Origin of the sequence: Pseudoxanthomonas mexicana (assembly GCF_046736355.1) — a bacterium.
Lineage (GTDB): Bacteria > Pseudomonadota > Gammaproteobacteria > Xanthomonadales > Xanthomonadaceae > Pseudoxanthomonas_A > Pseudoxanthomonas_A mexicana_B.
In genome coordinates, this window is sequence record NZ_CP157201.1 from 3,203,051 (window position 1) to 3,229,055 (window position 26,005).

Here is a 26,005-nt window from a genome sequence, read left to right on the forward strand (position 1 = left end):
CGTGGCATTCCTGGATCAGAACCCCGGCCTCGGCTACCCGCTCGTCGCCACCCTCGGCCTGCTGGTCGGCAGTTTCCTCAATGTGGTGATCCTGCGGCTACCGCGGCGGCTGGAGTGGCAGTGGAAGCGCGATGCGCGCGAGATCCTGGAGCTGCCCGAGATCTACGAGCCGCCGCCGCCGGGCATCGTGGTGGAGCGCTCGCACTGCCCGCACTGCAAGCACCAGTTGTCCTGGTTCGAGAACATTCCGCTGTTCAGCTGGCTGGCGCTGCGCGGCAGGTGCCGCGATTGCAAGGCGCCCATCTCGCCGCAGTACCCGCTGGTGGAACTGCTGACCGCACTGGCGGCGCTGGCCTCGGTCTGGCACTTCGGCTTCGGTTGGCAGGGCTTCGGCGCGGCGCTGCTGAGCTGCTTCCTGATTGCGCTGTCGGGCATCGACCTGCGCACGCGGCTGCTGCCAGACCAGTTGACCCTGCCGCTGCTGTGGCTGGGCCTGATCGCCAGTACCGACAACCTCTACATGCCGGTCAAGCCGGCCGTGCTGGGCGCCATTGCCGGCTACCTGTCGCTGTGGTCGGTGTGGTGGCTGTTCAAGCAGATCACCGGCAAGGAAGGCATGGGCCACGGCGACTTCAAGCTGCTGGCGGCCATCGGCGCCTGGGTCGGGCTGAAGGGCATCCTGCCGACCATCCTGATTTCCTCGTTGGTCGGGGCGATCATCGGCTCCATCTGGCTGGCGGCCAAGGGCCGCGACCGGGCCACGCCCATCCCGTTCGGCCCCTACCTGGCCATCGCCGGCTGGATCGTGTTCTTCTGGGGTGAGCAGATGGTCGATGCCTACCTGCGCTATGCGGGGTTGGGCGGGTAACCGGCACATCGACGTGATGCTTGCAGGGCCAGGAGTGATACTTTAGTGTCACTCCATGCGTACCGAACGGGTTACCACCCTCAAGCGCCAGGCGACCGAACTGCTCACCGACATCGAGCGGGACAGGGAGCCCATCCTCATCACCCAGCATGGCCTGCCCAGCGCCTATCTGGTGGATGTCGAGACCTACCGGCTCATGCAACAGCGCCTGGCCGTCCTTGAAGGCATTGCCCGCGGCGAGCAGGCGCTTGCCGAGGAACGCGTGATGAGTCACGCCCAGGCCCGGACGCGCCTGGCGCGATGGCTGAAATAGTCTGGACCGAGCCGGCGCTGGACGACCTGGACGCCATCGCCGATTACATCGCCCTGGAGAATCCCGGCGCAGCCGCGGGGCTGGTCGAGCGCATCTTCGGACACGTCGGGCAATTGGCGGAACATCCGGAAAGCGGCAGCATCCCGGTGGAGTTGGGGCACTTGCGCTACCGCCAGATCATCGAGCCGCCTTGCCGTGTCTTCTATCGTCATGACGGCCACAAGGTGTACATCCTGCATGTCATGCGCACCGAGCGGCTGGTGCGCGCCGAATGGCTTGCCAGCCGTGCCGGGCAGGCAGATACCTAGCAACGGATTCCTTCCGCAGGCAACGTGATTCATCCATGACCCACTACATCATCGGACTGACAGGCGGCATCGCCTCGGGCAAGAGCGCGGTCGAGAAGGCCTTCGTGGCGCGGGGCGTGGTGGTGGCCGATGCCGACCTGATCGCGCGCGAGGTGGTCGAGCCGGGCCAGCCGGCGTTGCAGGCGGTGGTCGCCCGTTTCGGCCCCGGCGTGTTGCAGGCCGACGGCCGGCTGGACCGCGCCGCGCTGCGTGCGCGGGTGTTTGCCGACGAGGCCGAGCGGCGGGCGCTGGAGGGCCTGCTGCACCCGGTCATCCGCCGGCGCCTGCATGACACCTGCCGCAGCGCGCCCGGCCCCTATTCCGTGGCGATGGTGCCGCTGCTGGCCGAGGCGCGGAGCGAGGCCGGAGAAGGCGGCCGCGCGGCCTATCCGTGGCTGGACCGCATCCTGGTCATCGACGTACCCGAGGCCACGCAGCACGCGCGGCTGATGCGGCGCGACGGCATCGACGCGGCCCTGGCCGGGCGCATGATCGCCGCGCAGGCGACGCGGGTGCAGCGGCTGGCGATCGCCGACGACATCCTGGTCAACGATGGTGACCTGGAACACCTGGCCGAAGCGGTGGCCGGGCTGGATGCGCGCTACCGGGCGCTGGCGTTGGCCAAAGGCCAGGAAAACCTCGATTCCGTCATTCCCGCGCAGGCGGGAATCCGGTGATTTGAGGCGGTCGAAAGCAAAGGTGCTGGGTTCCCGCCTGCGCGGGAATGACGGGCGCCATGGAGAAGAGCGTGGTTCGACAGGCTCACCACGAGCGGACTTCGACAGGTATGTTGTCTCGAGCCTGGCGAGGAACTCACCACGAGCGGTATTGCCCATAAGCAGCTTTTCCGGAAGAACCGCGTGAGTGCGGAGAGCGGCGGCGGTTTGCCTGCTCAGGTCACCGTCGCTTCCACCGGCCACAACGCGCGGATTGCGGCAACGCCCTGGGCGCCGTGCTGGCGGGCTTGGTCGAGGTCGTCCGGGGACAGGCCGCCGATGGCATAGATGGGCAGGGACACGGCTTCGCGCAGCGTGGCGAAGCCCTCCCAGCCCAGCGGCGTGCGACCGGGATGGCTGGCGCTGGTCTTCAACGTGCCCAGCAGGGCGAAATCGCAGCCCAGCGCCTGCGCCTGGCGCAGTTCGTCCACGTCGTGGCAGGACGCGGCCACCGGCAGGCCCGCAGGCAAGGGCCGCTCGGCCAGTGCGGGCAACTGTGCCGCGCGCAGGTGGACGCCGGTTTCCAGCGCCTGCGCCAAGGCGATGTCGCCGTTGATCAGCACGTCCACGCCCACCTGCCGGCAGCGGGCGACCGCCTTGCGCGCCAGTTCCTCCCAGGCCGGGCCGGCCAGCGTGCGCGCGCGCAGCTGCACGCGGCGGATGCCCTGCTCCAGCGCGGTTTCCAGCGCGGCCAGCCAGCCCTCGGCGTCGGGGCCGGGCTCGGGCGTGACCAGGTAGCGGTCCGGCTGCAGCAGCGCGGCCACCACCGGCTTGTCGGCCGGGGGCATGTCGTAGCGCGGCAGCTTGTCCGGCGCCACCCAGGCCAGCGCCTGGCCCTCGTGGCCGCGCGGGTTGCCCTGCCAGCCGGTGACGAAGCGCACGTCCAGCCGCAAACGCTTGTCCGGGTACAGCTGCGGCACGTTGATGAAGGCCGCGCCGACCTCGGGAGTGATGCCGAGTTCTTCCTGCAGCTCGCGGATCAGGGCTTCTTCCGGGGTCTCGCCGGGTTCGCGCTTGCCGCCCGGGAATTCCCAGCGTCCGGCCAGATCCCTGCCTTCGGTGCGACGCGACAGCAGGATGCGGCCGCGCGCGTCGGTGATGATCCCGGCGACGACATGGATGGAGCGGAGCGGTTTTTCGGCGGACATGGCGGCAGCTTGCCGTCATTGGGCGAGGGAGGCAACGTTTTCGCCTTGCTTCGCCTGGTGATCTTCCGGTTGCCCCATCCGCCGCTAGGGCGCTCAGCGCCACATGAGAGCATACGCTTTACGTGAGGCAGGCTGCTTTTGTGGGAGCGACGTGAGTCGCGACGGGGCGGCTGGGCGCTTCGCCTGCCGGGGCTCATATTTATTCTGCAGTCGCGACTCACGTCGCTCCCACAAAGGGCGCAGCAGCTGGCCGCTCGATGCGGCCCTTCGTGTGCGCTTTCGGTCTGGCCGCAAGGAGGCCCTGCCCCCATCCGCCCTTCGGGCACCTTCCCCCGCGAGCGGGGAAAGGGAATGAGAGCGGGGCATCGCTGCAGGCTTTCTTCTGTGGGAGCGACGTGAGTCGCGACGGGGCTGCTGGGCGCTTCGCCTGCCGGGGCTCATATTTATTCTGCAGTCGCGACTCACGTCGCTCCCACACGAAGGATGCGGTAGCTGGCCATTCAAGCGGCCCTTCCTGCGCGCTTGCGGCCAAGCCGCAAGCGGCCTGCCCCCACATCCGCCCTTCGGGCACCTGTCCGGCCCAGCGCAGCGCGCTGGGCGTTCGGTCGGTTCGCGCAGCATGCCGCGCAGACGAACCGCCCTCACCCCCCGTAAGCGGGGAAGGGAACGAGTTAGGTGAGCATTTGCGTTTTCAGCTCAACCCAGTTGGCCGTGGCAGTGCTTGTACTTCTTGCCGCTGCCGCACGGGCACGGGTCGTTGCGGCCGACCTTGGGGCCGTCGCGGTGGACGGTCTGCGGACCCGACTGGGCGTAGCCGCCCTGCGGCAGACCGGCGGCGCGGACCTGGTCGGCTTCTTCATCGGCGCCGTAGCCGCCGGCGTCCTCGTGCTGGAACTGCAGCTGGCGCGCCTTGGCCTCGGCCAGCGCGCGTTCCTGCGCTTCCAGCGCGGCCACTTCCTCCTCGCTGCGGATGCGCACGCGCGCCAGCAGGGTCACCACCTCGCGCTTGACGTTCTCCAGCATGCTGGAGAACAGTTCGAAGGCTTCCTTCTTGTACTCCTGCTTGGGCTGCTTCTGGGCGTAGCCGCGCAGGTGGATGCCCTGGCGCAGGTAGTCCATGCGCGCCAGGTGCTCCTTCCAGTTCTTGTCGACGACGGTGAGCATGATGTGCTTTTCCAGCGCGCGCATCGTCTCGGCGCCGATGGCCTGCTCCTTGGTGTCGAAATGCGCGGCCATCGCCTCCTGCACGCGCTGCTCGATCGCCTCGGCGTCCAGTTCCTCGGTCTCTTGCGGCCAGCGGGTCACCGCCAGGTCCAGCGCGGCCTCCTCGGCCAGTTCGCGCTCCAGGCCGGCCAGGTCCCACTGCTCGTCCACCGACTCGGCCGGCACGTAGCGCGCGACGATGTCGGCGACCACGTCGCCGCGGATGCCGTCGATGTTCTCCTTGACGCTCTCGGCGTCGAGCAGTTCGTCGCGCTGGGCGTAGATGACCTTGCGCTGGTCGTTGTTGACGTCGTCGAAGTCGAGCAGGTTCTTGCGGATGTCGAAGTTGTGCGCCTCCACCTTGCGCTGCGCCTTCTCGATCTGGCGGGTGACCAGCCGGTCCTCGATGACGTCGTCCTCCTTCATGCCGATCAGCTTCATCGCCTTCTGGACCCAGTCCGAGGCGAAGATGCGCATCAGGTTGTCTTCCAGCGACAGGTAGAAGCGCGAGGAACCCGGGTCGCCCTGGCGGCCGGAGCGGCCGCGCAGCTGGTTGTCGATGCGGCGCGATTCGTGGCGCTCGGTGCCGATGATGTGCAGGCCGCCGGCGGCCTTGACCGCATCGTGGCGCTGCTGCCATTCGGCCTTGATACGGGCGCGGTCGGCGTCGGTGGCATCCTCGGGCAGTTGCTCCAGCTCGGCGTCCAGCGAACCGCCCAGCACGATGTCGGTGCCGCGGCCGGCCATGTTGGTGGCGATGGTCACCGCGCCTGGGCGGCCGGCCTGGGCGACGATCTGCGCCTCGCGCTCGTGCTGCTTGGCGTTGAGCACCTCGTGATGCACGCCGGCCTTGCGCAGGTGCTCGGACAGCAGCTCGGAGGTCTCGATCGAGGTGGTGCCGACCAGCACCGGCTGGCCGCGCGAGTGGCAGTCCTTGATGTCGGCCAGCACCGCGTTGAACTTGCCGCCGCGGTTGAGGAACACCTGGTCCGGCGAGTCCTTGCGGATGGTCGGGCGGTGGGTCGGGATGACGATGACTTCCAGCCCGTAGATGCTCTGGAACTCGTAGGCCTCGGTGTCGGCGGTGCCGGTCATGCCGGCCAGCTTGCCGTACATGCGGAACAGGTTCTGGAAGGTGATGCTGGCCAGCGTCTGGTTCTCGCGCTGCACCGGCACGCCTTCCTTCGCCTCGACCGCCTGGTGCAGGCCGTCGGACCAGCGCCGGCCCGGCAGGGTGCGGCCGGTGAACTCGTCGACGATCACCACCTCGCCGTCGCGGACGATGTAGTCCACGTCGCGCTGGTAGATGGCGTGCGCGCGCAGCGCGGCGTTGAGGTGGTGCACGACCGACAGGTTGTTGGCGCCGTAGAGGACGTCGTCCTCGCCGAGGATGCCGGCCTGGCGCAGCAGGTCCTCGGCGTGCTCCATGCCGGCCTCGGACAGGTGCACCTGCTTGCCCTTCTCGTCGACCCAGAAATCGCCCTCGCCGGTCTCGTCGGCCTGGCGGGTCAGCGACGGCACGATGCGGTTGACCTTGATGTACAGCTCCGGCGACTCGTCGGCCGGGCCGGAGATGATCAGCGGCGTGCGCGCCTCGTCGATCAGGATCGAGTCGACCTCGTCGACGATCGCGTAGTGCAGGCCGCGCTGGAAGCGGTCGGCCTTCGACATCGCCATGTTGTCGCGCAGGTAGTCGAAGCCGAACTCGTTGTTGGTGCCGTAGGTGATGTCGCAGGCGTAGGCGGCGTGCTTGTCGCCGTGCGGCATGCCCGGGTAGACCACGCCGACCGACAGGCCCAGCCAGTTGTACAGCTTGCCCATCTGCGCGGCGTCGCGGCGGGCCAGGTAGTCGTTGACGGTGACCACGTGCACGCCCTTGCCTTCCAGCGCGTTGAGATACACCGCCAGCGTGGCGACCAGGGTCTTGCCCTCGCCGGTGCGCATCTCGGCGATCTTGCCCAGGTGCAGCACCATGCCGCCGATCAGCTGCACGTCGTAGTGGCGCAGGCCCAGCACGCGCACCGAGGCCTCGCGGCAGACCGCGAAGGCTTCCGGCAGGATCCTGTCCAGCGGCTCGCCGCCGGCCACCCGCTGCTTGAACTCCTCGGTCCTGGCCTTCAGCTGCTCGTCCGACAGCTTCTGCAGCTCCGGTTCCAATGCATTGATTTTGCCGACGCTACGCTGGAGCTGTTTCAGCAGGCGTTCGTTGCGGCTGCCGAAGACACGGGTAAGCAGGTTGTTGATCATGTAGGGGACCGGGTTGGAATGGAGCACGGGCAGGCGCGGAAAGCCGCGGCCGCAACGCCCGAAACGAAACAGGGCGCACCGCGCCCTGTCTGGCAACACCGCATTGTAGCTTGGGGCGGGTCCGGCCGTTTGCAAGCCGGACGCCGCGCCGCGGCGTCAGCCGCGCGAGACGCGCCCCACCGGGGTCGGGCCCTCGCCGAGGAACTTGCGCGGGTTGAGCACGCGCCCGTCCTGCCACACCTCGAAATGCACGTGCGCGCCGGTCGAGCGCCCGCTGGAGCCGGCCTTGGCCACTTCCTGACCGACGCGGACCAGATCCCCGGCCTTCACCAGCAGCCGCGAATTGTGCGCGTAGCGGGTGATGTAGCCGTTGCCGTGGTCGACGTCGATGACGTTGCCGTAGCCGCCCTTGACGCCGGCGAAGGCGACCACGCCGTCGGCCACCGCCAGCACCGGATCGCCGACGTTGGCCTTGAAGTCGATGCCCTTGTGGTTCTGCGCGCCGCGGCCGAACGGGTCGGCGCGGCCGCCGAAGCCGGAGGTGATGTAGCTGTTGGCGATCGGCATGCGGCCCGGGGTGGCGTTGCGGTCCAGCTCACGGTTGAACAGCAGCGCCTCCAGCACCGACAGCTGCTGGCCCGACGCCGCGAACTGCTTTCCCAGCCGGTCCACGCCCTCCTCCAGCTCGGCCGGGCTCATGTCGTAGGTGGCCTCGTCGCTGCCGCCGATGCCGACCGGCTCGTTGAAGTCGAACTCGCCGTCCTCGAGCTGGCCGACGCGGGTCAGCCGCTCGCCCAGCGCGTTGAGGCGGTTGGCCTGCGCCTGCAACTCGCCCAGGCGGGCGGCCATCGCGTTGACTTCCTGCTGGGCGCCGCGGCGCATCTGTTCCAGTTCGGCCTGGTGGCGCTCGGCGCCGGCCTGCAACATCGCGGCCTGGGCCGTGCCGTAGGCGCTGCGCGCGCCGACGCCGGCCAGCAACCCCGCCGCCAGCAGCACGCCGGCGCTGGCGAGCGGGCGCGCGGCGACGATTCCGCGTGCCCTGCGGGTGTGGGAGGCCACTTGCCAGGCCAGCCAGGCACGCGGATTGTTTAGGATGTTCTGAAAGCTCATAGATTCCGATGTCTGATCCGAAGTCCAGCCCGCGCCGTTCGGCAACCCCGCTGCCTGCCTTGCAGGCGGCCCTGACGGATGCCGCAACCGACCCGGTGCGCCGCGCCCTGTGGCTCGACGCGCTGGAACAGAAACTTCGCCCCTGCCTGCCGCCTCCCCTGGCCGACCACTGCCGTCTGGCGAATGTGGCGGAAGGCGGACGACTCGTTTTTATCGTCGATTCGCCCATCTGGCGGGCCAGGTTGCGGCTGGCTGCCCCGGACATCCTCGACGTGGCCCGCTCCATCGGACTGGCGGCCACCGAAGTGGCCATCAAGACTGCGATCGCACCGTTCGCGCCTGCCGCCACGGCCGCCGGCGCGACGCGCCCGCTGAGCGAAACCGCCCGCAGTTCGCTGGCGGCGGCCTTGGCAACGCTGGAGGAATCCGTGTCCAGGAATCCCGCAGGCGCTTCTGGTGACCGGCGCGGCGGGCGGAAACGGTGATGCCCCGGCGCGACGGCCAGGGGATAGTACCGGCAGAACCGGCTCTATTCGTTAGTCATTCGTTATTTTTATGTTAAACGAAACCATTGTGAGACCTTCCGGTCACACTTCCGGCATGCGGGCCAGTCTGCCGGCCCCGCCGCGACGAGCGGGTGAAGTTCAGGCCGCCGCGAGGGACGGCTGGCCGTAGGCGATGGGCGACGGCGCGCTCTTGCCGAAGCTGATCTCTTCCCAGGCCGAGGTCTCGGCCAGCAGCGCGCGCACCAGCTTGTTGTTGAGCGCATGACCGGACTTGTAGCCCTCGTAGGCGCCCAGGATGGGGCGGCCGGCCAGGTACAGGTCGCCGATGGCGTCGAGGATCTTGTGGCGGACGAACTCGTCGGCGTAGCGCAGGCCGTCCTCGTTGAGCACGCGGAACTCGTCCAGGACGATGGCGTTGTCCATCGATCCGCCGAGGCCGAGGTTGCGCTCGCGCATGTATTCCAGGTCGCGCATGAAGCCGAAGGTGCGCGCGCGAGAGACTTCCTTGATGTAGGCGCCGGTGGAGAACTCCACTTCCGCGCGCGACTGCGAGGCCGGGATCATCGGGTGATCGAACTTGACCGTGAAGCCCAGGCGGAAGCCGTCGTACGGGGTGAAGCGCGCGACCTTGTCGCCGTCGGTGACCTCGACCGGGCGCAGGATGCGGATGAAGCGCTTGGGCGCGTCCTGCTCGGCGATGCCCGCCGATTGCAGCAGGAACACGAACGGCCCGGCCGAACCGTCCATGATCGGCAGCTCGGCCGAGGACAGTTCGACATAGAGGTTGTCCACGCCCAGGCCCGCCAGCGCGGACATCAGGTGCTCGACCGTCTGCACCTTGGCGCCGTCGCGGCTCAGGCCGGTGCACAGCGTGGTCTCGGTGACCAGCCCGGCGCTGGCCGGCATCTCCACCACCGGCGACAGGTCCACGCGACGGAACACGATGCCGGTGTCCACCGGGGCCGGACGCAGCGTCATGTAGACCTTCTCGCCGCTGTGCAGGCCCACGCCGGTGGCGCGGATCACGTTCTTGAGGGTGCGTTGCTGGGACATCGGGGATGGAGTCGGAAGCAGGAAGCTCGTGAAGGCCGCGAGAATACCACGCAGGCCGCTGAATCTTGGCCGAAGAACCGCACTGTCCCATCGCCGAAACGATGCTGTGGCGGGCCTTTCCGACCCATTGGAGGGAGGAAAGGGCTGCCGGGCCGAAGGCGACCCGGCAGCAAGGGACATGGCGTTGTACTGCTTCCTCCCCCGCTCACGGGGGAGGGTTGGGATTGGGGCTACCGGGAAGCCGACCGGTTCCGTTCGCCCCCCACCCTGCCCTCCCCCGCAAGCGGGGGAGGGTCGCATCTCCGCCTCAGTCCGCCTGGCGGCGCAGGAACGCCGGGATGTCCAGGTAGTCGTTGGGCAGTTCGGCCGCCGCCGGCGCCGGGGCACCCATCGACGGCGCCGCGCCGCCGACGTTGCGGCGCAGCCCCAGCGAGCCGACCGCATCGGCGACCGGGTCGGCGCTGCCGATGGCGTCGTGGATCGGCATGCCGGTGGTGGCGTCGCGGACCAGCTTGATCGGCGCGCGCACCGGCTCGCGGAAGCTGCCGCCCAGGTCGTTGCCGGTACGCACCGGCTGGCGCGCCACGCTGCGGTTCAGGCCGGTGGCGACCACGGTCACGCGCACCTCGTCCTGCATCTCCGGATCCAGCACGGTGCCGACCACGACGGTGGCGTCCTCGGAAGCGAAGCCCTCGATGGTGCGGCCCACTTCGTCGAACTCGGCCATCGTGAAGTCCGGGCCGGCGGTGATGTTGACCAGGATGCCGTTGGCGCCGGCCAGGTTGACGTCGTCCAGCAGCGGGTTCTGGATGGCGGACTCGGCGGCGGCCTGCGCGCGGTCGTCGCCGCGGGCGCTGCCGGTGCCCATCATCGCCAGGCCCATTTCCGACATCACCGTGCGCACGTCGGCGAAGTCGACGTTGATGAGGCCGGGACGCACGATCAGATCGGCGATGCCCTGCACGGCGCCGAGCAGCACGTCGTTGGCGGCGCGGAAGGCCTGGATCATCGTCGCGTTGCGGCCCAGCACGGTGATCAGCTTCTCGTTGGGGATGGTGATCAGCGAGTCGCAGTGGTGGCTCAGTTCCTCGATGCCCTTCAGCGCGACCTGCATGCGCCGGCGGCCCTCGAACGGGAACGGCTTGGTCACCACCGCCACGGTCAGGATGCCCATCTCCTTGGCCAGCTGCGCGACCACCGGCGCGGCGCCGGTGCCGGTGCCGCCGCCCATGCCGGCGGTGATGAACACCATGTCGGCGCCGTCCAGCGCCTCGATGATGCGCTCGCGATCCTCCAGCGCGGCCTGGCGGCCGACCTCCGGGTTGGCGCCGGCGCCCAGGCCCTTGGTGACGTTGCCGCCGAGCTGCAGCTGCAGCTTGGCGCCGCAGTTCTTGATCGCCTGCGCGTCGGTGTTGGCGGTGATGAACTCCACGCCGTCGACGCTGCCGTTGACCATGTGCGCGACCGCGTTGCCGCCGCCGCCGCCCACGCCGATGACCTTGATCACCGCGTTCGGGGCCATTTTTTCAACCAGTTCGAAATGTGCCATGTCCTTGTCCTCTTTGAGTGCCGGGAATGGGGAGTCGGGAATGGGGAATCGGAAGAGCAGGTCTTCCTCATCCTTCCCCTCGTCCTCAACCGGCCGAGTTGTTGTGTTTTATGTGGATACTGCGTGATACCTAGCGCTCGCCTCTTCCTGCCTGCCGCTCTCTGCCTTTGCCTTCGCTCTTGCCGTTAACCATTCCCGATTCCCTATTCCCGATTCCCGGATCTTCAGAACTCGCCCCGATACCAGTTCTTCAGCTTGTTGAAGAAGCTGCCGGCGCGTCCGGTCGGCAGCGAGGGGCGGCGCGGGTGTTCGATCTGGCTGCCCATCAGCAGCAGGCCCACGCCGGTGGCGTGCACGGGGTTGCCCACCACTTCGCCCAGGCCGGTGACGTGCTGCGGGATGCCCACGCGCACCGGCATCTGCAGCATCTCCTCGGCCAGCTCGACCACGCCTTCCATCTTCGAGGCGCCGCCGGTCAGCACCATGCCGGCGCGCACCAGTTCCTCGAAGCCCGAGCGGCGCAGTTCGGCCTGCACCATCTCGAAGATCTCCTCGTAGCGGCCCTGCACCGCCTGCGCCAGCGAGTGGCGCGGCAGCCGGCGCGGCGGGCGATCGCCGACGCTGGGCACCTGGATGCTTTCCTCGGCGGTGGCCAGCTGCGCCAGCGCGCAGGCGTAGCGCACCTTGATCTGCTCGGCTTCCGGCGTCGGCGTGCGCAGCATGTGCGCGATGTCGCTGGTGACGTGGTCGCCGGCGATCGGCAGCGAGGCGGTGTGGCAGATCGCGCCCTGCACGAACACCGCCAGGTCGGTGGTGCCGGCGCCCATGTCCACCAGCACCACGCCCAGCTCGCGCTCGTCGCTGGTCAGCACGGCGACGCTGGAAGCCAGCGAGGACAAAATAAGATCGTCGATCTGCAGGCCGCAGCGCTGCACGCACTTGCTGATGTTGGCCGCCGCCGACTGCGCGCACACGACCAGGTGCGCGTGCACCTCCAGGCGCACGCCGGTCATGCCCACCGGGTTGCGGATGCCTTCCTGCGAATCGTCGAGCACGTACTCGCGCGGGATGGCGTGCAGGATCTTCTGGTCGGCGGGGATCGCCACCGCCTTGGCCGCGTCGAGCACGCGGTCGAGATCGGCCCAGGTCACCTCGCCGTCGCGGATCGGCACGATGCCGGGCGAGTTCTTGCATTGCACGTGCGCGCCGGAGATCGACGCGTAGACCGAACGGATCTCGCAGCCGGCCATCAGCTCGGCCTCCTCGATCGCGCGCTGGATCGACTGCACGGTCGACTCGATGTCGACGACCACGCCGCGCTTGAGCCCGCGCGACTCGTGCGAGCCGATGCCGATCACCTCGATCGGATTGCCCGGCGAATACTCGCCGACCAGGGCGGTGACCTTGGAAGTGCCGATGTCGAGGCCGACGATCAGCGATTTGTCGCCTTTGCGGTTCATGTGTTGGAGCCGGGAATAGGGAATGGGGAATGGGGAATGGAAAAGGCGGAAGAACGTTCCCGGGCCGTTGGGTGCGTCGAAGCGGGAAGGGCACCGGCGCTGGCCGTGGCTTCTCCCATTCCCGATTCCCGACTCCCGATTCCCGGCTTCGCCCAGACAAGGGCGAAGCCATTCGTGTAACGCAGGTCCGCGCGCAGCAGCGGCGCGTGCTGGCGCGCCAGCACCTGCGGCAGCACGCGCACGAAGCGGGCCAGCCGCGGGCGCGCGTCGGTGCGGCCGACCACCACCTGCACGTCGTTGCTCAGGTCCAGCGACCAGCTGCCGCGGCGATCCATCGCCAGGCTGCGCACTTCCAGCCCGACCGGCGCGAACATCTGCCGCGATTCGTTGTACAGCGCAACCACTTCCAGCACCTGCGAGTCCGGACCCGCCAGCAGCGGCAGCCGGCGCACGTCGAGATCCTTCGGTGTCGGGAACAGCTTGCCGTGTTCGGACAGCAGGCGATCCTGGCCCCAGCGCGCGAACGGCCGGTGCTCGACGACGACGATCTCCATCACGTCGGGCCAGCGCTTGCGTACCTCGGCGCGCTCGACCCAGGCCATCTTCTCGATCGCGTCCTGCACGTCCTGCAGGCGCACGGCGAAGAAGCCGCGCTGCGCGTGCGGCAGCACCACCGCGCGCAACTGCGCCGGATCCACCTGCTCGAACTGCCCGTGCACGCGCAGCCTGGACAGCGGCCAGCGCTCGGCGCCAATCCAGCCGTTCAGCACCGCCACCACCGGCAGCGCGACCAGCGCCAGCGCCAGCAGCCAGGCGAGGATGCGGAGGATGGCGGTCATGGGTTGCCTCCTGCGGAGGCGAGAATGGGGAATCGGGAATGGAGAATGGGCACGGCAAAGGCAACAGCGCGCGCACGGCCGCCGTTGACCATTCCCCATTCCCGATTCCCCATTCCCGGCTTCACAGCGTCTGCTCCAGGATCCGCCAGCACAGCTCGCCGAAATCCACGCCGACCTGCGCGGCGGCCTTGGGGACCAGCGAGTGGCTGGTCATGCCCGGGGCGGTGTTGACCTCGATCAGTTGCAGGCCGCGCTCGCGGTCGCGCATCACGTCCACGCGGCCCCAGCCGGTGCAGCCGGCGGCATCGAAGGCGGCCAGCGCCAGCGCGCGGATTTCCTCCTCCTGTTCTCCTTCCAGTCCCGGGCACAGGTACCGGGTGTCGTCGGCGACGTACTTGGCGTGGTAGTCGTACCACTCGCCCGCCGGCACGATGCGGATCGACGGCAGCGCGACGCGGCCGAGGATGCCGACGGTGTATTCCTCGCCGATGACCATCTGCTCCATCAGCAGTTCACCGGCGTAGCCGGATGCGAAGGCGATGGCCGCATCGAGATCGCCGTCCTGCAGGACGCGGAACACGCCGACGCTGGAGCCCTCGCAGGATGGCTTGACGAACACCGGCAGGCCCAGCGACCGCGCCGCCTCGCGCAACGCCTGCCCCGGGCTCGACCCGGGGGCCGCGCCCGGCGCGATGCGCGCGAAGCGCGGCGTCGGCAGGCCGGCGGCGATCCACACCTGCTTGGTGCGGATCTTGTCCATCGTCAGCGCCGAGCCAAGCACGCCGGGGCCGGTGTACGGCAAGCCCAGCGCCTCCAGCAGGCCTTGCAGCACGCCGTCCTCGCCGCCGCCGCGGTTGCCGTGGAGGATGTTGAAGACGCGATCGACGCGACCGTCGCCGATGGCCACGATCAGCGCCGGGATGCCGTCGACGGCGAACGCGTCCACGCCGCGCGCGCGCAACGCCTCCAGCACGTTGCGGCCGGAATCCAGCGAGACCTCGCGCTCGGCGCTGGTGCCGCCCATCAGCACGGCGACGCGGCCGAAGCCGGCCGGGTCGCTCACGCGCAGCGGCGGCAGATCGTACCGGCTCATGCGCCCGCGCCTCCCTCGAAACCGTGCGCGGCGATCTGCTGGGCGACGTGGCCGATGTCGCCGGCGCCCATCATCAGCAGCAGATCGCCATCCTGGAGGACGTCGGGCAGCACCGAGGCCAGTTCAGAGACCTGGCTCACCACCACCGGCTCGTTGCGGCCGCGCGCGCGGATCGCGCGCGCCAGCGACCTGGCGTCGGCGCCGGCGATCGGCGCCTCGCCGGCCGGGTAGACCTCGCTGAGCACCAGCGCATCGGCTTCCGAGAGCACCGCCGCGAACGCGTCGAACTGGTCGCGCGTGCGGCTGTAGCGGTGCGGCTGGAAGGCGACCACCAGCCGCTTGTCCGGCCAGCCGCCGCGGGCGGCGGCGAACACCGCCGCCAGTTCCTTCGGGTGGTGGCCATAGTCGTCGACCACGCGCACGGACGCATCGTCGCGCACGCGCACCTGGCCCAGGTCGTTGAAGCGGCGGCCGATGCCGGCGAACTTCTCCAGCGCGCGGGCGATGTTCTCCGGCGACACGCCGAGCTGCCAGCCGACCGCGGCGGCGGCCAGCGCGTTGAGCACGTTGTGGCGGCCGGGCAGCGCCAGCGTCACCGGCGCGCCGACGTCCTCGGGCAGGCGCAGGGTGAAGCGCATGCGCCCGGCTTCCTGCACCACGTCCTCGGCGCGCACGTCGGCGTTGTCGGCAAAGCCGTAGGTCATCACGTGGCGCGGGGTGTCGGCGGCCAGCGCGGCGACGTTGGCGTCGTCGATGCACAGCACCGCCAGCCCGTAGAACGGCAGGCGCTGCAGGAATTCGGCGAAGGCGGCCTTGACCCGCTCGAAATCGTTGCCGTAGTTCTCCAGGTGATCGGCGTCGATGTTGGTGACGATGGAGATCAGCGGGTTCAGGCGCAGGAAGCTGCCGTCGCTCTCGTCGGCCTCGGCGACCAGCCACTGGCCGTCGCCGAGCTTGGCGTTGGCGCCGGCGGCCAGCAGTTGCCCGCCGATGACGAAGGTCGGATCCAGCCCGCCCTCGCTGAGCACCGCCGCGGTCAGGCTGGTGGTGGTGGTCTTGCCGTGGGTGCCGGCCACCGCGATGCCGCGGCGGAAGCGCATCAGCTCGGCCAGCATCGCCGCGCGCGGCACGATCGGGATGCGCTGGCTGCGCGCCTCCATCAGTTCCGGGTTGTCGTGCCGGATCGCGCTGGAGACGACCACGCAGTCGGTGCCCAGCACGTTGGACGCGTTGTGCCCGCGCATGACGCGCGCGCCGAGCGAGGCCAGCCGGCGGGTGGCCGCGTTGTCGGCGTTGTCAGAACCGGACACCTCGTAGCCCAGCGTGCACAGCACCTCGGCGATGCCGCTCATGCCGGAGCCGCCGATGCCGACGAAATGCACCCGGCGGAACTCGCGCGCCAGGTTGCCGGTGTGCTGCAGGCGGCGCTCGCGGGCGGCGGCCATCATGCTCGCGCTCCTTCGGAGCCGGGAATGGGGAATCGGGAATGGGGAATCGCAAGCGCCCCCCTACCCGCGCGCGCGCCTAACGCAATGCGCATCGCTTCTTCCATTCCCCATTCCCCATTTCCTGTTCCCAGCTTCATCGTGCTTCTTCCAGAATGATGTCCGCGATGCGCTCGGCCGCATCGGCCAGCGCCAGCGCGCGCGCGGCCTCGGCCATGCGCAGGCGGCGCTGCGGGTCGGCGGCCAGCGCAGCCAGGGTTTCCTGCAGCCGCGCGGCCAGGCTGTCGTCCTGCTTCAGCAGCACCGCCGCGTCGCGCTCGGCCAGGTACTCGGCGTTGCGGGTCTGGTGGTCGTCGACCGCCTGCGCGAACGGCACCAGCACGCTGCCAAGGCCGACCGCGCAGATCTCGGCCAGCGTCGAGGCGCCGGCGCGGCAGACGATCAGGTCGGCGCCCGCGTAGGCGGCCGGCATGTCGTCGATGAAGGCTTCCACACGCGCGTCGATCTGCGCGTCGCGATAGGCGCGTTGCGCCTCGTCGCGCAGCTTCTCGCCGCACTGGTGGATCACCTCGAAGGCGACGCCGGCCTGGCGCAGCGCCGCCAGCGCTCTGGGCAGCGCGTCGTTGAGCGCGCGCGCGCCCTGGCTGCCGCCGAGCACCAGCAGCCGCAGCGGTCCCTCGCGGCCGGCCAGCCGCTCGCGCGGCGGCGGCAGCGCGGCGATCTGCGCGCGCACCGGGTTGCCGACCGGTTCCTCGCGTCGCGGGAACGCGCCCGGGAAGCCGGTCAGCACGCGCCGCGCCAGCCGCGCCAGCACGCGGTTGGTGAAGCCGGGCGCGCGGTTCTGCTCGTGCACCAGCAGCGGCAAGCCCATCAGCCGCGCGGCGACGCCGCCGGGGCCGGCCGCGAAACCGCCGAAGCTGATCACCGCGCGCGGCCGGCGGCGGCGCAGCACCAGGCCGGCCGCGCGGACAGCGCGCAGGATCTTCACCGGCGCGCCCAGCAGCGCCAGCGCGCCCTTGCCGCGCAGGCCGCTGATCGCCAGCGTGTCCAGCTCGATGTCGTGCGGCGGCACCAGCCGCGCCTCCATCGCGCCCTCGGCGCCCATCCACACCACCGGCACGCCGCGCGCGCGCAGCGCGTGCGCCACCGCCAGCGCCGGGAAGATGTGCCCGCCGGTGCCGCCGGCCAGGATCATGACCGGCGCATCGTGCGCGGAACCGGCATGCGCGCCGCTCATGCGATCCTCCCGAAGGTCGGCTCGACGCGCGGGCGCAGCCGGCTGGGGACCGGCGACGGGGCCGCCGGCCCGGGCGGGACGGGCGCAGTTTCCTCCGCGCTGCCGGTCGCGCCCTGCTGCATCAAATCGCCGCGCAGGGCGACCTGGCGCTGGGTGCGCTCCAGTTCGTAGGACACGCGCAGCAGCAGGCCCATCGCCACGCAGGTCATCAGCACGCTGGAACCGCCGGACGAGATCAACGGCAGGGTCAGGCCCTTGGTCGGCAGCAGGCCCAGGTTCACGCCCATCGACACGAAGCTCTGCAGGCCGATCCACAGCGCCACGCCGAAGGCGACGTAGCCGGCGAAATGGCGGCGCATCTCCACGCAGCGGTAGCCGACCCAGAACGCGCGCCCGACCAGCAGCACGTACAGCGCGATGACCAGGCAGATGCCGGCAAAGCCCAGTTCCTCGCCGATCACCGAGAAGATGAAGTCGGTGTGGACCTCGGGCAGGTAGTTGAGCTTGAGCACCGATCCGCCCAGGCCGATGCCGGTCCACTCGCCGCGCCCGATCGCCATCAGCGCGTTGGTGAGCTGGTAGCCGCTGCCGAACGGGTCTTCCCACGGATCGGTGAACGAGGTGATGCGGCGCATGCGGTAGGGCGCGGCCACCGCCAGCATCGCCAGCATCGCCACCAGCGCGATGCCGGGGATGACGATGCGCACGATGCTCACCCCGCCCAGCACCAGCATGCCGGCGGTGATCGCCAGCAGCAGCAGCGAGGAGCCGAAGTCCGGCTGCAGCAGCAGCAGCGCCACCAGCGTCAGCGCCACGCCGAACGGCTTGAGCATCGCCGGCCAGGTCGCGTGCACCTCGTCGCGGAAGCGCACCAGGTAGCTGGCCAGCCAGACGATGAAGAACACCTTGACCACTTCCACCACCTGGAAGTTGGACACGCCCAGGTTGATCCAGCGGTGCGCGCCCTTGACGCTCACGCCCAGGCCCGGCACGAACACCAGCAGCAGCAGGCCGACGCAGGCCAGCAGCAGCAGCTGGTTGTACTTCTCCACCGTCTTGAGCTCGCAGCGCATCACCGCCAGCGCCAGGCCGATGCCGGCGGCCAGGAACATGACGTGGCGGACCAGGTAGTGGAACGGGTTGCTGTGCTGGGAGATCGAGCTGGACGCCACCATCACCACGCCCAGCGCCGCCAGCGCCAGCATCACCCCGACCAGCCACGGGTCGAAGCGGCCTTCGATGGCTTCGTATCGTGTCGCCTGGCGCAGCGGTTCGCCCATCAGCGCACCTTCAGCGTGGCCAGGCCGATGAGGACCAGGATCACCGAGATGATCCAGAAGCGGACGATCACGCGCGGCTCCGGCCAGCCCTTCAGCTCGAAGTGGTGGTGGATCGGCGCCATCCGGAACACGCGCTTGCCGGTCAGCTTGAACGAGGCGACCTGGATCATCACCGACAGCGTCTCGATGACGAAGATGCCGCCCATGATCACCAGCACCAGTTCCTGGCGCACGATCACCGCGATGGTGCCCAGCACCGCGCCCAGCGCCAGCGCGCCGATGTCGCCCATGAACACCATCGCCGGGTAGGTGTTGAACCACAGGAAGCCCAGCCCCGCGCCGGCGATCGCCGCGCAGATGATCGCCAGCTCGCCGGCGCCGGGCACCGCCGGGATCTGCAGGTAGCGCGAGAATTCGGCGTGGCCGGAGGCGTAGGCGAACACCGCCAGCGCGCAGGCCACCAGCACGGTGGGCATGATCGCCAGCCCGTCCAGGCCGTCGGTCAGGTTGACCGCGTTGGAGAAGCCGACGATCCAGAAGTAGGCGATGGCCACGAACGAGATGCCGGCCAGCGGCAGCGCGATCGACTTGAAGAACGGCACGTAGAAGGTGGTCGCCGCCGGCACGTCGGCGTACAGGTACAGGTACAGGCCGGCGGCCAGGCCGCAGATGGATTGCAGCAGGTACTTCCAGCGCGACTTCAGCCCGTTGGGATCGCGGCGGACGATCTTGATCCAGTCGTCGTACCAGCCGATCGCGCCGAACGCCAGCATCACCAGCAGCACCGTCCACACGTACTTGTTGCGCAGGTCGCCCCACAGCAGCACCGACAGCAGCACGGTGATGAGGATCAGCGCCCCGCCCATCGTCGGCGTGCCGGCCTTGGAGAAGTGCGACTGCGGGCCGTCCTTGCGGATCGGCTGGCCGCCCTTGAGCTGGCCGAGCCGGCGGATCACCGCCGGTCCCAGCCACAGCGACAGGAACAGCGCGGTCAGCGCGGCCAGGATGCCGCGGAAGGTCAGGTAGCCGAACAGCCCGAACAGGCTCTCCAGTTGCTGCAGCCAGCGGCTCAGTTCAAGCAACATGCGTGGTGTCCTCCCCTGCGGACAACAAGGCGGCGACGACGCGATCCATCGCGCTGCCGCGCGATCCCTTGACCAGCACGCGCACGCCTTCGTGCAGCTGGCCGTGCAGCGCCTCGACCAGCGCCTCGTGGGTGTGGTGGTGGCTCGCGCCATCGCCGAAGGCGGCCGCCGCCGCCGCGCTCAGCGGCCCCAGCGTGAACAGCCGGGCGATGCCGGCCTGCCTGGCGCGGCGGCCGGCGTCGGCGTGCAGCGCTTCGCCGCCGGGACCGAGTTCGCCCATGTCGCCCAGCACCAGCCAGGTCTCGCCGCCGCCGGCGGCCAGCGTGTCGATGGCCGCGCCCAGCGAACCGGGATTGGCGTTGTAGCTGTCGTCGATCAGCTCGGCGCCGCTGCGCAGCCGGTGGCTGACCTGGCGCCCGGCCACCGGCCGCGCCGCGGCCAGTCCCTGCGCGATCAGCGGCAGCGGCACCTCGCAGGCCAGCGCCAGCGAGGCGGCGGCCAGTGCGTTGAGCACGTTGTGGCGGCCCGCCAGCGCCAGCGTCACGCGGGCCTCGCCCTGCGGCGTGATCAGGGTGAACGCCGAGCCGGCCATGTGCAGGCGGATGTCGCGCGCCTGGACGTCGGCGCTGGCGTCGATGCCGAAGCGGATGATCCGGCGCGCGCCGGCGCGTTCGGCGAAATACCCGGCGAAGGCGTCGTCGGCGTTGATCACCGCCACGCCGTCGGCCGGCAGCGCCTCGTAGATAGCGCCCTTGGTCTGCGCCACGCCCAGCAGCGTGCCCAGCCGCTCCAGGTGCGCCGGCGCGATGTTGTTCACCAGCGCCACGTCCGGCGCGACGATGTCGGTCAGGTAGGCGATGTCGCCGGGCTTGCCGGCGCCCATCTCGTAGACCGCGTACTCGGCTTCCTCGGGCGCGTCGATGATCGCCAGCGGCAGGCCGATCTCGTTGTTGCGGTTGCCGGGGTTGGCGTAGGTCTCGCCGGCGCGCTCGAGGATGGAGACGACCAGCGCCTTGACGCTGGTCTTGCCGTTGCTGCCGGTCAGCGCGATCACCTTCTGCCGGTGCTCGCGCTGGATGCCGGCGGCGATGCGCGCCAGCGCCAGCTGGCTGTCGGCCACGACGATCTGCGGCACGTCGACCTTCACCGGGTGCTCGACCAGCACCGCGCTGGCGCCGCGCATGGCCGCGTCGTAGGCGAAGTCGTGGCCGTCGAAGCGCTCGCCGCGCAGCGCCACGTACAGGCTGCCGGGCAGCAGCGCGCGGGTGTCGTGGGTCATCGTGCCGATGACCACGTCGTCGCCGTGCAGTTCGCCGCCGGCCCAGTGCGCGAGCAGCGAGAGCGGTAGCCGCTTCATGCGCGCGCCTCCAGGACCTGGCGGGCCGCCTGGGTGTCGTCGAAAGGATGTCGCACGCCTTTGATTTCCTGGTAGGGCTCGTGTCCCTTGCCGGCGATCAGCACGATGTCGTCGGCGCCGGCCTGCGCGATCGCATGGCCGATGGCGGCGGCGCGGTCGCGCAGCACGGTGACCGAGTCGGGGTCGGTGAAGCCGGCGAGGACGTCGGCGACGATGCGGTCGCCGTCCTCGCCGCGCGGGTTGTCGTCGGTGACGATGACCACGTCGGCGCCGGCCTGGGCGATGGCGCCCATCTGCGGGCGCTTGCCGGCGTCGCGCTCGCCGCCGCAGCCGAACACGCAGATCAGCCGGCCCTGCACGTGGCCGCGCAGGCTGTCCAGCGCCTGCGCCAGCGCGTCCGGCGTGTGCGCGTAGTCGATCACCACCAGCGGGCGGCCGCCGTCGCCGCCGAGGCGGTTCATGCGGCCGTGGATCGGTTGCAGGCGCGAGAGCGTGCGCGCGATCTCCGCCGGCGCCTCGCCCAGCGCATGCAGCGCGCCGGCCACCGCCAGCAGGTTGTCGACGTTGAAGCGGCCGAGCAGTCGCGACTGCACCGGATGCGATTCTTCGCCGGCGCGCAGCTCGAAGGCGATGCCGGCGGCGTCCAGACGCAGATCGTCGGCGCGCAGCGTGGCGTCGGCGTGGCCGCGCGAACTCAGGCCGATGCGGCGCAGCCCTTCCGGCAGCGTGGCGTGCAGCTCGCGGCCGTAGTCGTCGTCGAGGTTGATCACCGCCGCCTTCAGCCCCGGCCAGCGCAGCAGGCGCGCCTTGGCCTCGCCGTAGGCGCGCATGTCGCCGTGGTAGTCGAGGTGGTCGCGGGTGAGGTTGGTGAAAACGCCGACGTCGAAATGCACCTCGTCCACCCGGCCCTGGTCCAGCGCGTGCGAGCTGACCTCCATCGCCACCGCCTGCGCGCCGGCGTCGCGCAGCTGCGCCAGCAGCGCATGCATCTGCAGCACCAGCGGGGTGGTGAAGCCGGTCGGCTTGACCTGGCCGTACATGCCGGCGCCGAGCGTGCCGATGCTGCCGCAGCGCACGCCGCGGATGTGCCAGGCCTGCGCCAGCAGCTGCACGGTCGAGGTCTTGCCGTTGGTGCCGGTGACGCCGACCATCGCGATGTCGCGCGAGGGATAGGCGTGGAAGCGATCGGCCAGCGCGCCCATGCGCGCGCGCAGGCCGGGCACGGCGATGGCGTCGAGCGGCACCGGCAGATCGTCCGGCGCCGGCGGTTCGTACAGGATCGCGCTGGCGCCGCGCGCGCGCGCCTGATCCACGAAGCCCAATCCGTGCGCGCCGAAGCCGGCGATGGCGACGAAGGCGTCGCCCGGCTCGATCGCGCGGCTGTCCTGCACCAGCCCGCGCACCACGATCCCGCGCGGCACGTCCACGTCGGGCAGCAGTTCGGCCAGCGTCATCATCCGCCTCATCGCGGCGCTCCTTCCGCGGGCAAGGCCGGGGGCGGCGCGATGTCGTGGAAGGCGGTGGTGTCCACCGCGGATTCGTCGTGCGCCGCGGGCGCCGGGCGCTGGCCGGCGGCCCTGGCCTCGCCCCTGGCCTGCACCGCCAGCCAGGTCTCGATGTCGTCCGGCGGCACGTCCATCAGCCGCAGCGCGCCGTCCATCACGTTATGGAACACCGGCGCGGCGACCAGGCCGCCGTAGTAGCCGCCCTCCTGCGAATCGCTGATCACCACCACCGCGGCGAAGCGCGGGTTGCTCGCCGGCACCAGCCCGGCGAACAGCGAGGCATAGCGCCCGCGCGCGTAGCCGCCGCCGGAGGCCAGCCGCGCCGTGCCGGTCTTGCCGGCCACGCGGTAGCCGAGCACGCCGGCGCGCCTGGCGCCGCCCTGGCTGACCACGGTCTCCATCATGCCGACCACTTCGCGCGCGATCGCCGGCTCCAGCACCTGCGGCGCCTCGTGGCGTTCGCCCTTGACGAAGGTCGGCGTCACCCGCAGGCCGCCGTTGCCGAGCGTGGCGTAGGCGCGCGCGATCTGCAGCGGCGTCACCGACAGGCCGTAGCCATAGGACATGGTGGCCTTCTGCAGGCCGTTCCAGCGCGCCGGCGGCGCCAGGATGCCGGCCGCCTCGCCGGGGAAGCCGCTGCCCGGCGCGCTGCCGTAGCCGAAGCTGCGCACGACCGAGTGGAAGTAGTCGTTGGACAGCTTCTCGGCCAGCTTGACCGAGCCGATGTTCGAGCTCTTGGTGATGATGCCGGTCACGCTGAGCACGCCGTTGTTGCGCGGCACGTCGCGGATCGTGTAGCGGCCCAGCGCCATGTAGCCGGGCGAGGTGTCGACCAGCGTGGTCGGCTTGACCGTGCCGGCCTTCAGCGCCGCCGACACGGTCAGCGGCTTCATCGTCGAGCCCGGCTCGATCACGTCGGTCACCGCGCGGTTGCGGCGCGCGTCGGGCTTGCCGCCGTCGACCGCGTTGGGGTTGTAGGTCGGCAGGTTGACCATCGCCAGCACCTCGCCGGTGGCCACGTCCAGGATCACCATCGATCCGCTGCTGGCGCGGTGCTCGATCAGCGCGTTGCGCAGTTCGCGATAGGCCAGGAACTGGATGCGGCGATCGATGCTGAGGGTCAGGTTCTTGCCGGGCTGCGCCGAGCGCACCAGGTCCACGTTCTCGACGATGCGGCCGCGGTTGTCGCGGATCACCTTCTTCGCGCCGGGCGTGCCGCGCAGCCATTCGTCGAAGGCCAGCTCCAGCCCTTCCTGGCCGTGGTCGTCGACGTTGGTGAAGCCCAGCACGTGCGCCATCGCCTCGCCCTGCGGGTAGAAGCGGCGGAACTCGCGCTGCGAGAACACGCCCGGGATCCTGCGGGCGAGGATGCGCTGCGCCTCGTCCGGGTTGATCCGGCGCTTGAGGTAGACGAATTCCTTGTCGGCGCGCTGCGACAGCCGGTTGGTCAGGTGGTCCAGCGGCACGCCGAGCGCGGCGGCCAGGTCCGGCAGGTGATCGGGGGCCTTGAGCAGTTCCTGCGGGTTGCCCCAGATCGACTCCACCGGCGAGGACACCGCCACCGGCTCGCCGTTGCGGTCGGTGATCATGCCGCGCGAGGTCGGGATCGGGATCTCGCGCAGGAAGCGCGCGTCGCCCTGGCGCTGGTAGAAGTCGTTGTTGACCAGCTGCACGTAGGCCGCGCGCCCGACCAGGCTGAACGAGCACAGCGCCAGCGTGCCGGTGACCAGCGCCAGCCGGCTGCGCAGGTTGAAGCGCGCGCGGTTGCGGTTGCGCGGCAGGGCCGGGGCGTCGTCGCGCCGGAACCACTTCATGGCCGCACCACCACGATGTCGTCGGTGGCGGGGAACTTCATCCCCAGCCGGGTGCGCGCGATGTGATCGATGCGGTTGGCCTCGGCCACGGTGGCCTGCTCCAGCTGCAGGCGGCCGAACTCGACGTTCAGCTCGTCGCGCGCGCGCTCCAGCCGCGACAGCTCGACGAACAGCAGTCGGTGGCGATGGCGCGCATGGATCACCGCGATCGCCGAGGCCACCGTGCAGACGACCAGCACCGCCAGCAGGATGCGAGTCATGGGGCGCCTCCGTGTGGAGGTGCCGAGAATGGGGAATCGGGAATAGGGAATAGCGAAGAGCCCTGGCCCATTCCCGATTCCCTATTCCCCATTCCCAGCTTCTCCGCCACCCGAAGCACCGCGCTGCGCGCGCGCGGATTGGCGGCGATTTCCCCGGCCGTGCCCTTCTGCGCATCGCCGATGGCGCGCAGGGTCGGCACGAAGTCCTGCTGCACGGGCAGCCGGCGGTTGCCCGGCGGGGCCTTGGCGTGCAGGTTGATGAAGCGCTTGACGATGCGGTCTTCCAGCGAGTGGAAGCTGATCACCGCCAGCCGGCCGCCGGGCTTCAGCCGCGACAGCGCCGCGTCCAGGCCGGTTTCCAGGTCGGCCAGCTCGCGGTTGATGTGGATGCGGATGGCCTGGAAGCTGCGCGTGGCCGGATGGATGTCGGACTTGCCGCGCGGCATCACCGAGGCGATCAGCTCGGCCAGCTGCGCGGTGCGGGTCAGCGGCGCCTGCGCGCGGCGGGCGACGATCGCGCGGGCGATGCGGCGGCTCTGCTTCTCCTCGCCGTAGGTCCACAGCACGTCGGCGATCTCGCGCTCGTCGGCCTGCGCCAGCCACTGCGCGGCGCTCTGGCCGGCGTCCGGATCCATGCGCATGTCCAGCGGGCCGTCCTTGCCGAACGAGAAGCCGCGCTCGGCCACGTCCAGCTGCGGCGAGGACACGCCCAGGTCCAGCAGCACGCCGTCCAGCCCGGCGGCGGTGGCGTCCCAGTCGGCCAGGCTGGCGAAGCTGCCGCGGAAGATCGACACGCGCGCATCCGGGCCGAACTCGCGTTCGGCGACCGCAATGGCTTCGGGATCCTTGTCCATCAGCAGCAGGCGGCCTCCCGGGCCGAGTTGGCTGAGCACGCCGCGCGCGTGCCCTCCACGCCCGAACGTGCCATCGAGATAGGTTCCGTCCTCCCTCACCTGCAGCCCGTCCATGACCTGCGCGTACAACACCGGCAAATGCAGCGGGGGGAGGTGAGCGGCCGACGCGGCGGGCCGCGCGCCCTCACCCTGGTTCACAACCGCAACTCGAGCATGGGGTCGCTCAGATCCGCATCGCCGATGGTCTGCTGGATCTGCGCGCGATGCGCCTGCTCGCTCCAAAGTTCGAACTTGTCGCCCATGCCCAGCAGCACGGCCTTCTTCTCGATGCCGACCGCGTTGCGGTGGCTGGCCGGGATGCCGATGCGGCCGTTGCCGTCCAGTTCCAGCGGCGTGGCCGCGCCGACCAGCTTCAGTTGCAGGCTGCGCACCACCTTCAGGGTGTTGGGCCGGGCCATCACGTCGTCGCGGACCCGCTGCCATTCCTTTTCCGCGTACAGCCACAGGCAGCCGGACTCGAACGGGTTGTAGGTCAGCACCAGGCGGTTGCCGCACTCGCGCGCGACGAGGTCGCGGTAGGCGGTGGGCACCGCCAGCCGGCCCTTGTCGTCCACTGTGATGGCGGTCTCACCCTGAAACACGTCGCCGCTGCCCCGCAATCCGCTTGTGAAGGATTATTGAAACACGAAAAACCACGTAAAACCCGGTTTTCCCAC

At 70.1% G+C, this 26,005-nt stretch carries 23 protein-coding genes; 5 read left to right on the top strand and 18 right to left on the bottom strand.

The features are described from left to right. Position 1 precedes the first annotated feature (1 nt). The 4 genes from AAG688_RS14815 to coaE are packed head-to-tail and all read left to right on the top strand — an operon-like array spanning position 2 to position 2,205. Positions 2–868 carry a prepilin peptidase gene (locus AAG688_RS14815; RefSeq protein ID WP_411832956.1) on the top strand — a complete coding sequence of 289 codons (867 nt, stop codon included), beginning with the start codon at positions 2–4 and terminating at the stop codon, positions 866–868. Positions 869–923: 55 nt separating this feature from the next. Beyond that, positions 924–1,181, top strand: coding sequence for a type II toxin-antitoxin system Phd/YefM family antitoxin (locus AAG688_RS14820; RefSeq protein WP_411832957.1), 258 nt, complete (start codon positions 924–926; stop codon positions 1,179–1,181). Continuing rightward, a complete protein-coding gene (locus AAG688_RS14825; protein ID WP_411832958.1) occupies positions 1,169–1,489 on the top strand; it encodes a type II toxin-antitoxin system RelE/ParE family toxin in 321 nt (106 codons plus the stop codon). Before AAG688_RS14820 ends, AAG688_RS14825 begins: the two co-directional genes overlap by 13 nt. A gap of 35 nt (positions 1,490–1,524) precedes the next feature. Then, on the top strand, positions 1,525–2,205 hold the full coding sequence (gene coaE / locus AAG688_RS14830; RefSeq protein WP_411832959.1) for a dephospho-CoA kinase: 681 nt from the start codon (positions 1,525–1,527) through the stop codon (positions 2,203–2,205). Between the two features lie 215 nt (positions 2,206–2,420). Here the strand turns inward: coaE and AAG688_RS14835 are convergent, their stop codons facing one another. The 3 genes from AAG688_RS14835 to AAG688_RS14845 all read right to left on the bottom strand — a co-directional run bounded on the left by AAG688_RS14835 (position 2,421) and on the right by AAG688_RS14845 (position 7,952). After that, complete coding sequence (locus tag AAG688_RS14835) at positions 2,421–3,392, bottom strand: Nudix family hydrolase (protein WP_411832960.1); 972 nt, start codon at positions 3,390–3,392, stop codon at positions 2,421–2,423. Between the two features lie 696 nt (positions 3,393–4,088). Next, complete coding sequence (gene secA, locus AAG688_RS14840) at positions 4,089–6,842, bottom strand: preprotein translocase subunit SecA (protein ID WP_411832961.1); 2,754 nt, start codon at positions 6,840–6,842, stop codon at positions 4,089–4,091. Between the two features lie 156 nt (positions 6,843–6,998). Next, positions 6,999–7,952, bottom strand: coding sequence for a peptidoglycan DD-metalloendopeptidase family protein (locus AAG688_RS14845; protein WP_411832962.1), 954 nt, complete (start codon positions 7,950–7,952; stop codon positions 6,999–7,001). Between the two features lie 8 nt (positions 7,953–7,960). Between AAG688_RS14845 and AAG688_RS14850 the strand changes: the two genes are divergently transcribed. Further along, on the top strand, positions 7,961–8,437 hold the full coding sequence (locus tag AAG688_RS14850; RefSeq protein WP_411832963.1) for a DciA family protein: 477 nt from the start codon (positions 7,961–7,963) through the stop codon (positions 8,435–8,437). Between the two features lie 159 nt (positions 8,438–8,596). On the opposite strand, the gene lpxC is transcribed toward AAG688_RS14850, so the two are convergent. The 15 genes from lpxC to mraZ all read right to left on the bottom strand — a co-directional run bounded on the left by lpxC (position 8,597) and on the right by mraZ (position 25,930). Then, positions 8,597–9,511, bottom strand: coding sequence for a UDP-3-O-acyl-N-acetylglucosamine deacetylase (gene lpxC / locus AAG688_RS14855; RefSeq protein ID WP_411832964.1), 915 nt, complete (start codon positions 9,509–9,511; stop codon positions 8,597–8,599). Positions 9,512–9,818: 307 nt separating this feature from the next. Further along, positions 9,819–11,060, bottom strand: a complete 1,242-nt coding sequence (gene ftsZ / locus AAG688_RS14860) for a cell division protein FtsZ (protein WP_411832965.1) — start codon at positions 11,058–11,060, stop codon at positions 9,819–9,821. Positions 11,061–11,284: 224 nt separating this feature from the next. Then, positions 11,285–12,520 carry a cell division protein FtsA gene (gene ftsA, locus AAG688_RS14865; protein WP_411832966.1) on the bottom strand — a complete coding sequence of 412 codons (1,236 nt, stop codon included), beginning with the start codon at positions 12,518–12,520 and terminating at the stop codon, positions 11,285–11,287. Next, positions 12,517–13,359, bottom strand: coding sequence for a cell division protein FtsQ/DivIB (locus tag AAG688_RS14870; protein WP_411832967.1), 843 nt, complete (start codon positions 13,357–13,359; stop codon positions 12,517–12,519). The genes ftsA and AAG688_RS14870 overlap by 4 nt, the downstream gene beginning before the upstream one ends. 121 nt (positions 13,360–13,480) lie before the next feature. Next, positions 13,481–14,452, bottom strand: coding sequence for a D-alanine--D-alanine ligase (locus AAG688_RS14875; RefSeq protein WP_411832968.1), 972 nt, complete (start codon positions 14,450–14,452; stop codon positions 13,481–13,483). Then, entirely contained in the window at positions 14,449–15,900 is a 1,452-nt protein-coding gene (gene murC / locus AAG688_RS14880) for a UDP-N-acetylmuramate--L-alanine ligase (protein WP_411832969.1), read from the bottom strand. The genes AAG688_RS14875 and murC overlap by 4 nt, the downstream gene beginning before the upstream one ends. Positions 15,901–16,033: 133 nt before the next feature. Further along, positions 16,034–17,092 (bottom strand): undecaprenyldiphospho-muramoylpentapeptide beta-N-acetylglucosaminyltransferase, encoded by a 1,059-nt coding sequence (gene murG / locus AAG688_RS14885; RefSeq protein ID WP_411835029.1) that lies wholly within the window; start codon positions 17,090–17,092, stop codon positions 16,034–16,036. A 38-nt stretch (positions 17,093–17,130) separates the two neighbouring features. After that, a complete protein-coding gene (gene ftsW, locus AAG688_RS14890) occupies positions 17,131–18,414 on the bottom strand; it encodes a putative lipid II flippase FtsW (RefSeq protein WP_411832970.1) in 1,284 nt (427 codons plus the stop codon). After that, positions 18,414–19,499, bottom strand: coding sequence for a phospho-N-acetylmuramoyl-pentapeptide-transferase (gene mraY / locus AAG688_RS14895; protein ID WP_411832972.1), 1,086 nt, complete (start codon positions 19,497–19,499; stop codon positions 18,414–18,416). Before mraY ends, ftsW begins: the two co-directional genes overlap by 1 nt. After that, complete coding sequence (locus AAG688_RS14900; protein WP_411832973.1) at positions 19,489–20,856, bottom strand: UDP-N-acetylmuramoyl-tripeptide--D-alanyl-D-alanine ligase; 1,368 nt, start codon at positions 20,854–20,856, stop codon at positions 19,489–19,491. The genes mraY and AAG688_RS14900 overlap by 11 nt, the downstream gene beginning before the upstream one ends. Next, on the bottom strand, positions 20,853–22,322 hold the full coding sequence (locus AAG688_RS14905; protein ID WP_411832974.1) for a UDP-N-acetylmuramoyl-L-alanyl-D-glutamate--2,6-diaminopimelate ligase: 1,470 nt from the start codon (positions 22,320–22,322) through the stop codon (positions 20,853–20,855). Before AAG688_RS14905 ends, AAG688_RS14900 begins: the two co-directional genes overlap by 4 nt. Further along, complete coding sequence (locus AAG688_RS14910) at positions 22,319–24,175, bottom strand: peptidoglycan D,D-transpeptidase FtsI family protein (protein ID WP_411832975.1); 1,857 nt, start codon at positions 24,173–24,175, stop codon at positions 22,319–22,321. Before AAG688_RS14910 ends, AAG688_RS14905 begins: the two co-directional genes overlap by 4 nt. After that, a complete protein-coding gene (gene ftsL / locus AAG688_RS14915; protein WP_411832976.1) occupies positions 24,172–24,435 on the bottom strand; it encodes a cell division protein FtsL in 264 nt (87 codons plus the stop codon). The genes AAG688_RS14910 and ftsL overlap by 4 nt, the downstream gene beginning before the upstream one ends. Next, the gene (gene rsmH, locus AAG688_RS14920) at positions 24,432–25,487 is read right to left on the bottom strand and encodes a 16S rRNA (cytosine(1402)-N(4))-methyltransferase RsmH (protein WP_411832977.1); all 1,056 of its coding nucleotides are present in this window, start codon (positions 25,485–25,487) and stop codon (positions 24,432–24,434) included. Before rsmH ends, ftsL begins: the two co-directional genes overlap by 4 nt. Then, a complete protein-coding gene (gene mraZ, locus AAG688_RS14925; RefSeq protein ID WP_411832978.1) occupies positions 25,484–25,930 on the bottom strand; it encodes a division/cell wall cluster transcriptional repressor MraZ in 447 nt (148 codons plus the stop codon). Before mraZ ends, rsmH begins: the two co-directional genes overlap by 4 nt. Positions 25,931–26,005 lie beyond the last annotated feature (75 nt).

Excerpts from the sequence above, each read along its gene's own strand:
- AAG688_RS14820 (WP_411832957.1), top strand. The coding sequence starts at position 924 with ATGCGTACCGAACGGGTTACCACCCTCAAGCGCCAGGCGACCGAACTG.
- AAG688_RS14825 (WP_411832958.1), top strand. The coding sequence starts at position 1,169 with ATGGCTGAAATAGTCTGGACCGAGCCGGCGCTGGACGACCTGGACGCC.
- coaE (WP_411832959.1), top strand. The coding sequence starts at position 1,525 with ATGACCCACTACATCATCGGACTGACAGGCGGCATCGCCTCGGGCAAG.
- AAG688_RS14835 (WP_411832960.1), bottom strand. The coding sequence starts at position 3,392 with ATGTCCGCCGAAAAACCGCTCCGCTCCATCCATGTCGTCGCCGGGATC.
- secA (WP_411832961.1), bottom strand. The coding sequence starts at position 6,842 with ATGATCAACAACCTGCTTACCCGTGTCTTCGGCAGCCGCAACGAACGC.
- AAG688_RS14845 (WP_411832962.1), bottom strand. The coding sequence starts at position 7,952 with ATGAGCTTTCAGAACATCCTAAACAATCCGCGTGCCTGGCTGGCCTGG.
- AAG688_RS14850 (WP_411832963.1), top strand. The coding sequence starts at position 7,961 with ATGTCTGATCCGAAGTCCAGCCCGCGCCGTTCGGCAACCCCGCTGCCT.
- lpxC (WP_411832964.1), bottom strand. The coding sequence starts at position 9,511 with ATGTCCCAGCAACGCACCCTCAAGAACGTGATCCGCGCCACCGGCGTG.
- ftsZ (WP_411832965.1), bottom strand. The coding sequence starts at position 11,060 with ATGGCACATTTCGAACTGGTTGAAAAAATGGCCCCGAACGCGGTGATC.
- ftsA (WP_411832966.1), bottom strand. The coding sequence starts at position 12,520 with ATGAACCGCAAAGGCGACAAATCGCTGATCGTCGGCCTCGACATCGGC.
- AAG688_RS14870 (WP_411832967.1), bottom strand. The coding sequence starts at position 13,359 with ATGACCGCCATCCTCCGCATCCTCGCCTGGCTGCTGGCGCTGGCGCTG.
- AAG688_RS14875 (WP_411832968.1), bottom strand. The coding sequence starts at position 14,452 with ATGAGCCGGTACGATCTGCCGCCGCTGCGCGTGAGCGACCCGGCCGGC.
- murC (WP_411832969.1), bottom strand. The coding sequence starts at position 15,900 with ATGATGGCCGCCGCCCGCGAGCGCCGCCTGCAGCACACCGGCAACCTG.
- murG (WP_411835029.1), bottom strand. The coding sequence starts at position 17,092 with ATGATCCTGGCCGGCGGCACCGGCGGGCACATCTTCCCGGCGCTGGCG.
- ftsW (WP_411832970.1), bottom strand. The coding sequence starts at position 18,414 with ATGGGCGAACCGCTGCGCCAGGCGACACGATACGAAGCCATCGAAGGC.
- mraY (WP_411832972.1), bottom strand. The coding sequence starts at position 19,499 with ATGTTGCTTGAACTGAGCCGCTGGCTGCAGCAACTGGAGAGCCTGTTC.
- AAG688_RS14900 (WP_411832973.1), bottom strand. The coding sequence starts at position 20,856 with ATGAAGCGGCTACCGCTCTCGCTGCTCGCGCACTGGGCCGGCGGCGAA.
- AAG688_RS14905 (WP_411832974.1), bottom strand. The coding sequence starts at position 22,322 with ATGAGGCGGATGATGACGCTGGCCGAACTGCTGCCCGACGTGGACGTG.
- AAG688_RS14910 (WP_411832975.1), bottom strand. The coding sequence starts at position 24,175 with ATGAAGTGGTTCCGGCGCGACGACGCCCCGGCCCTGCCGCGCAACCGC.
- ftsL (WP_411832976.1), bottom strand. The coding sequence starts at position 24,435 with ATGACTCGCATCCTGCTGGCGGTGCTGGTCGTCTGCACGGTGGCCTCG.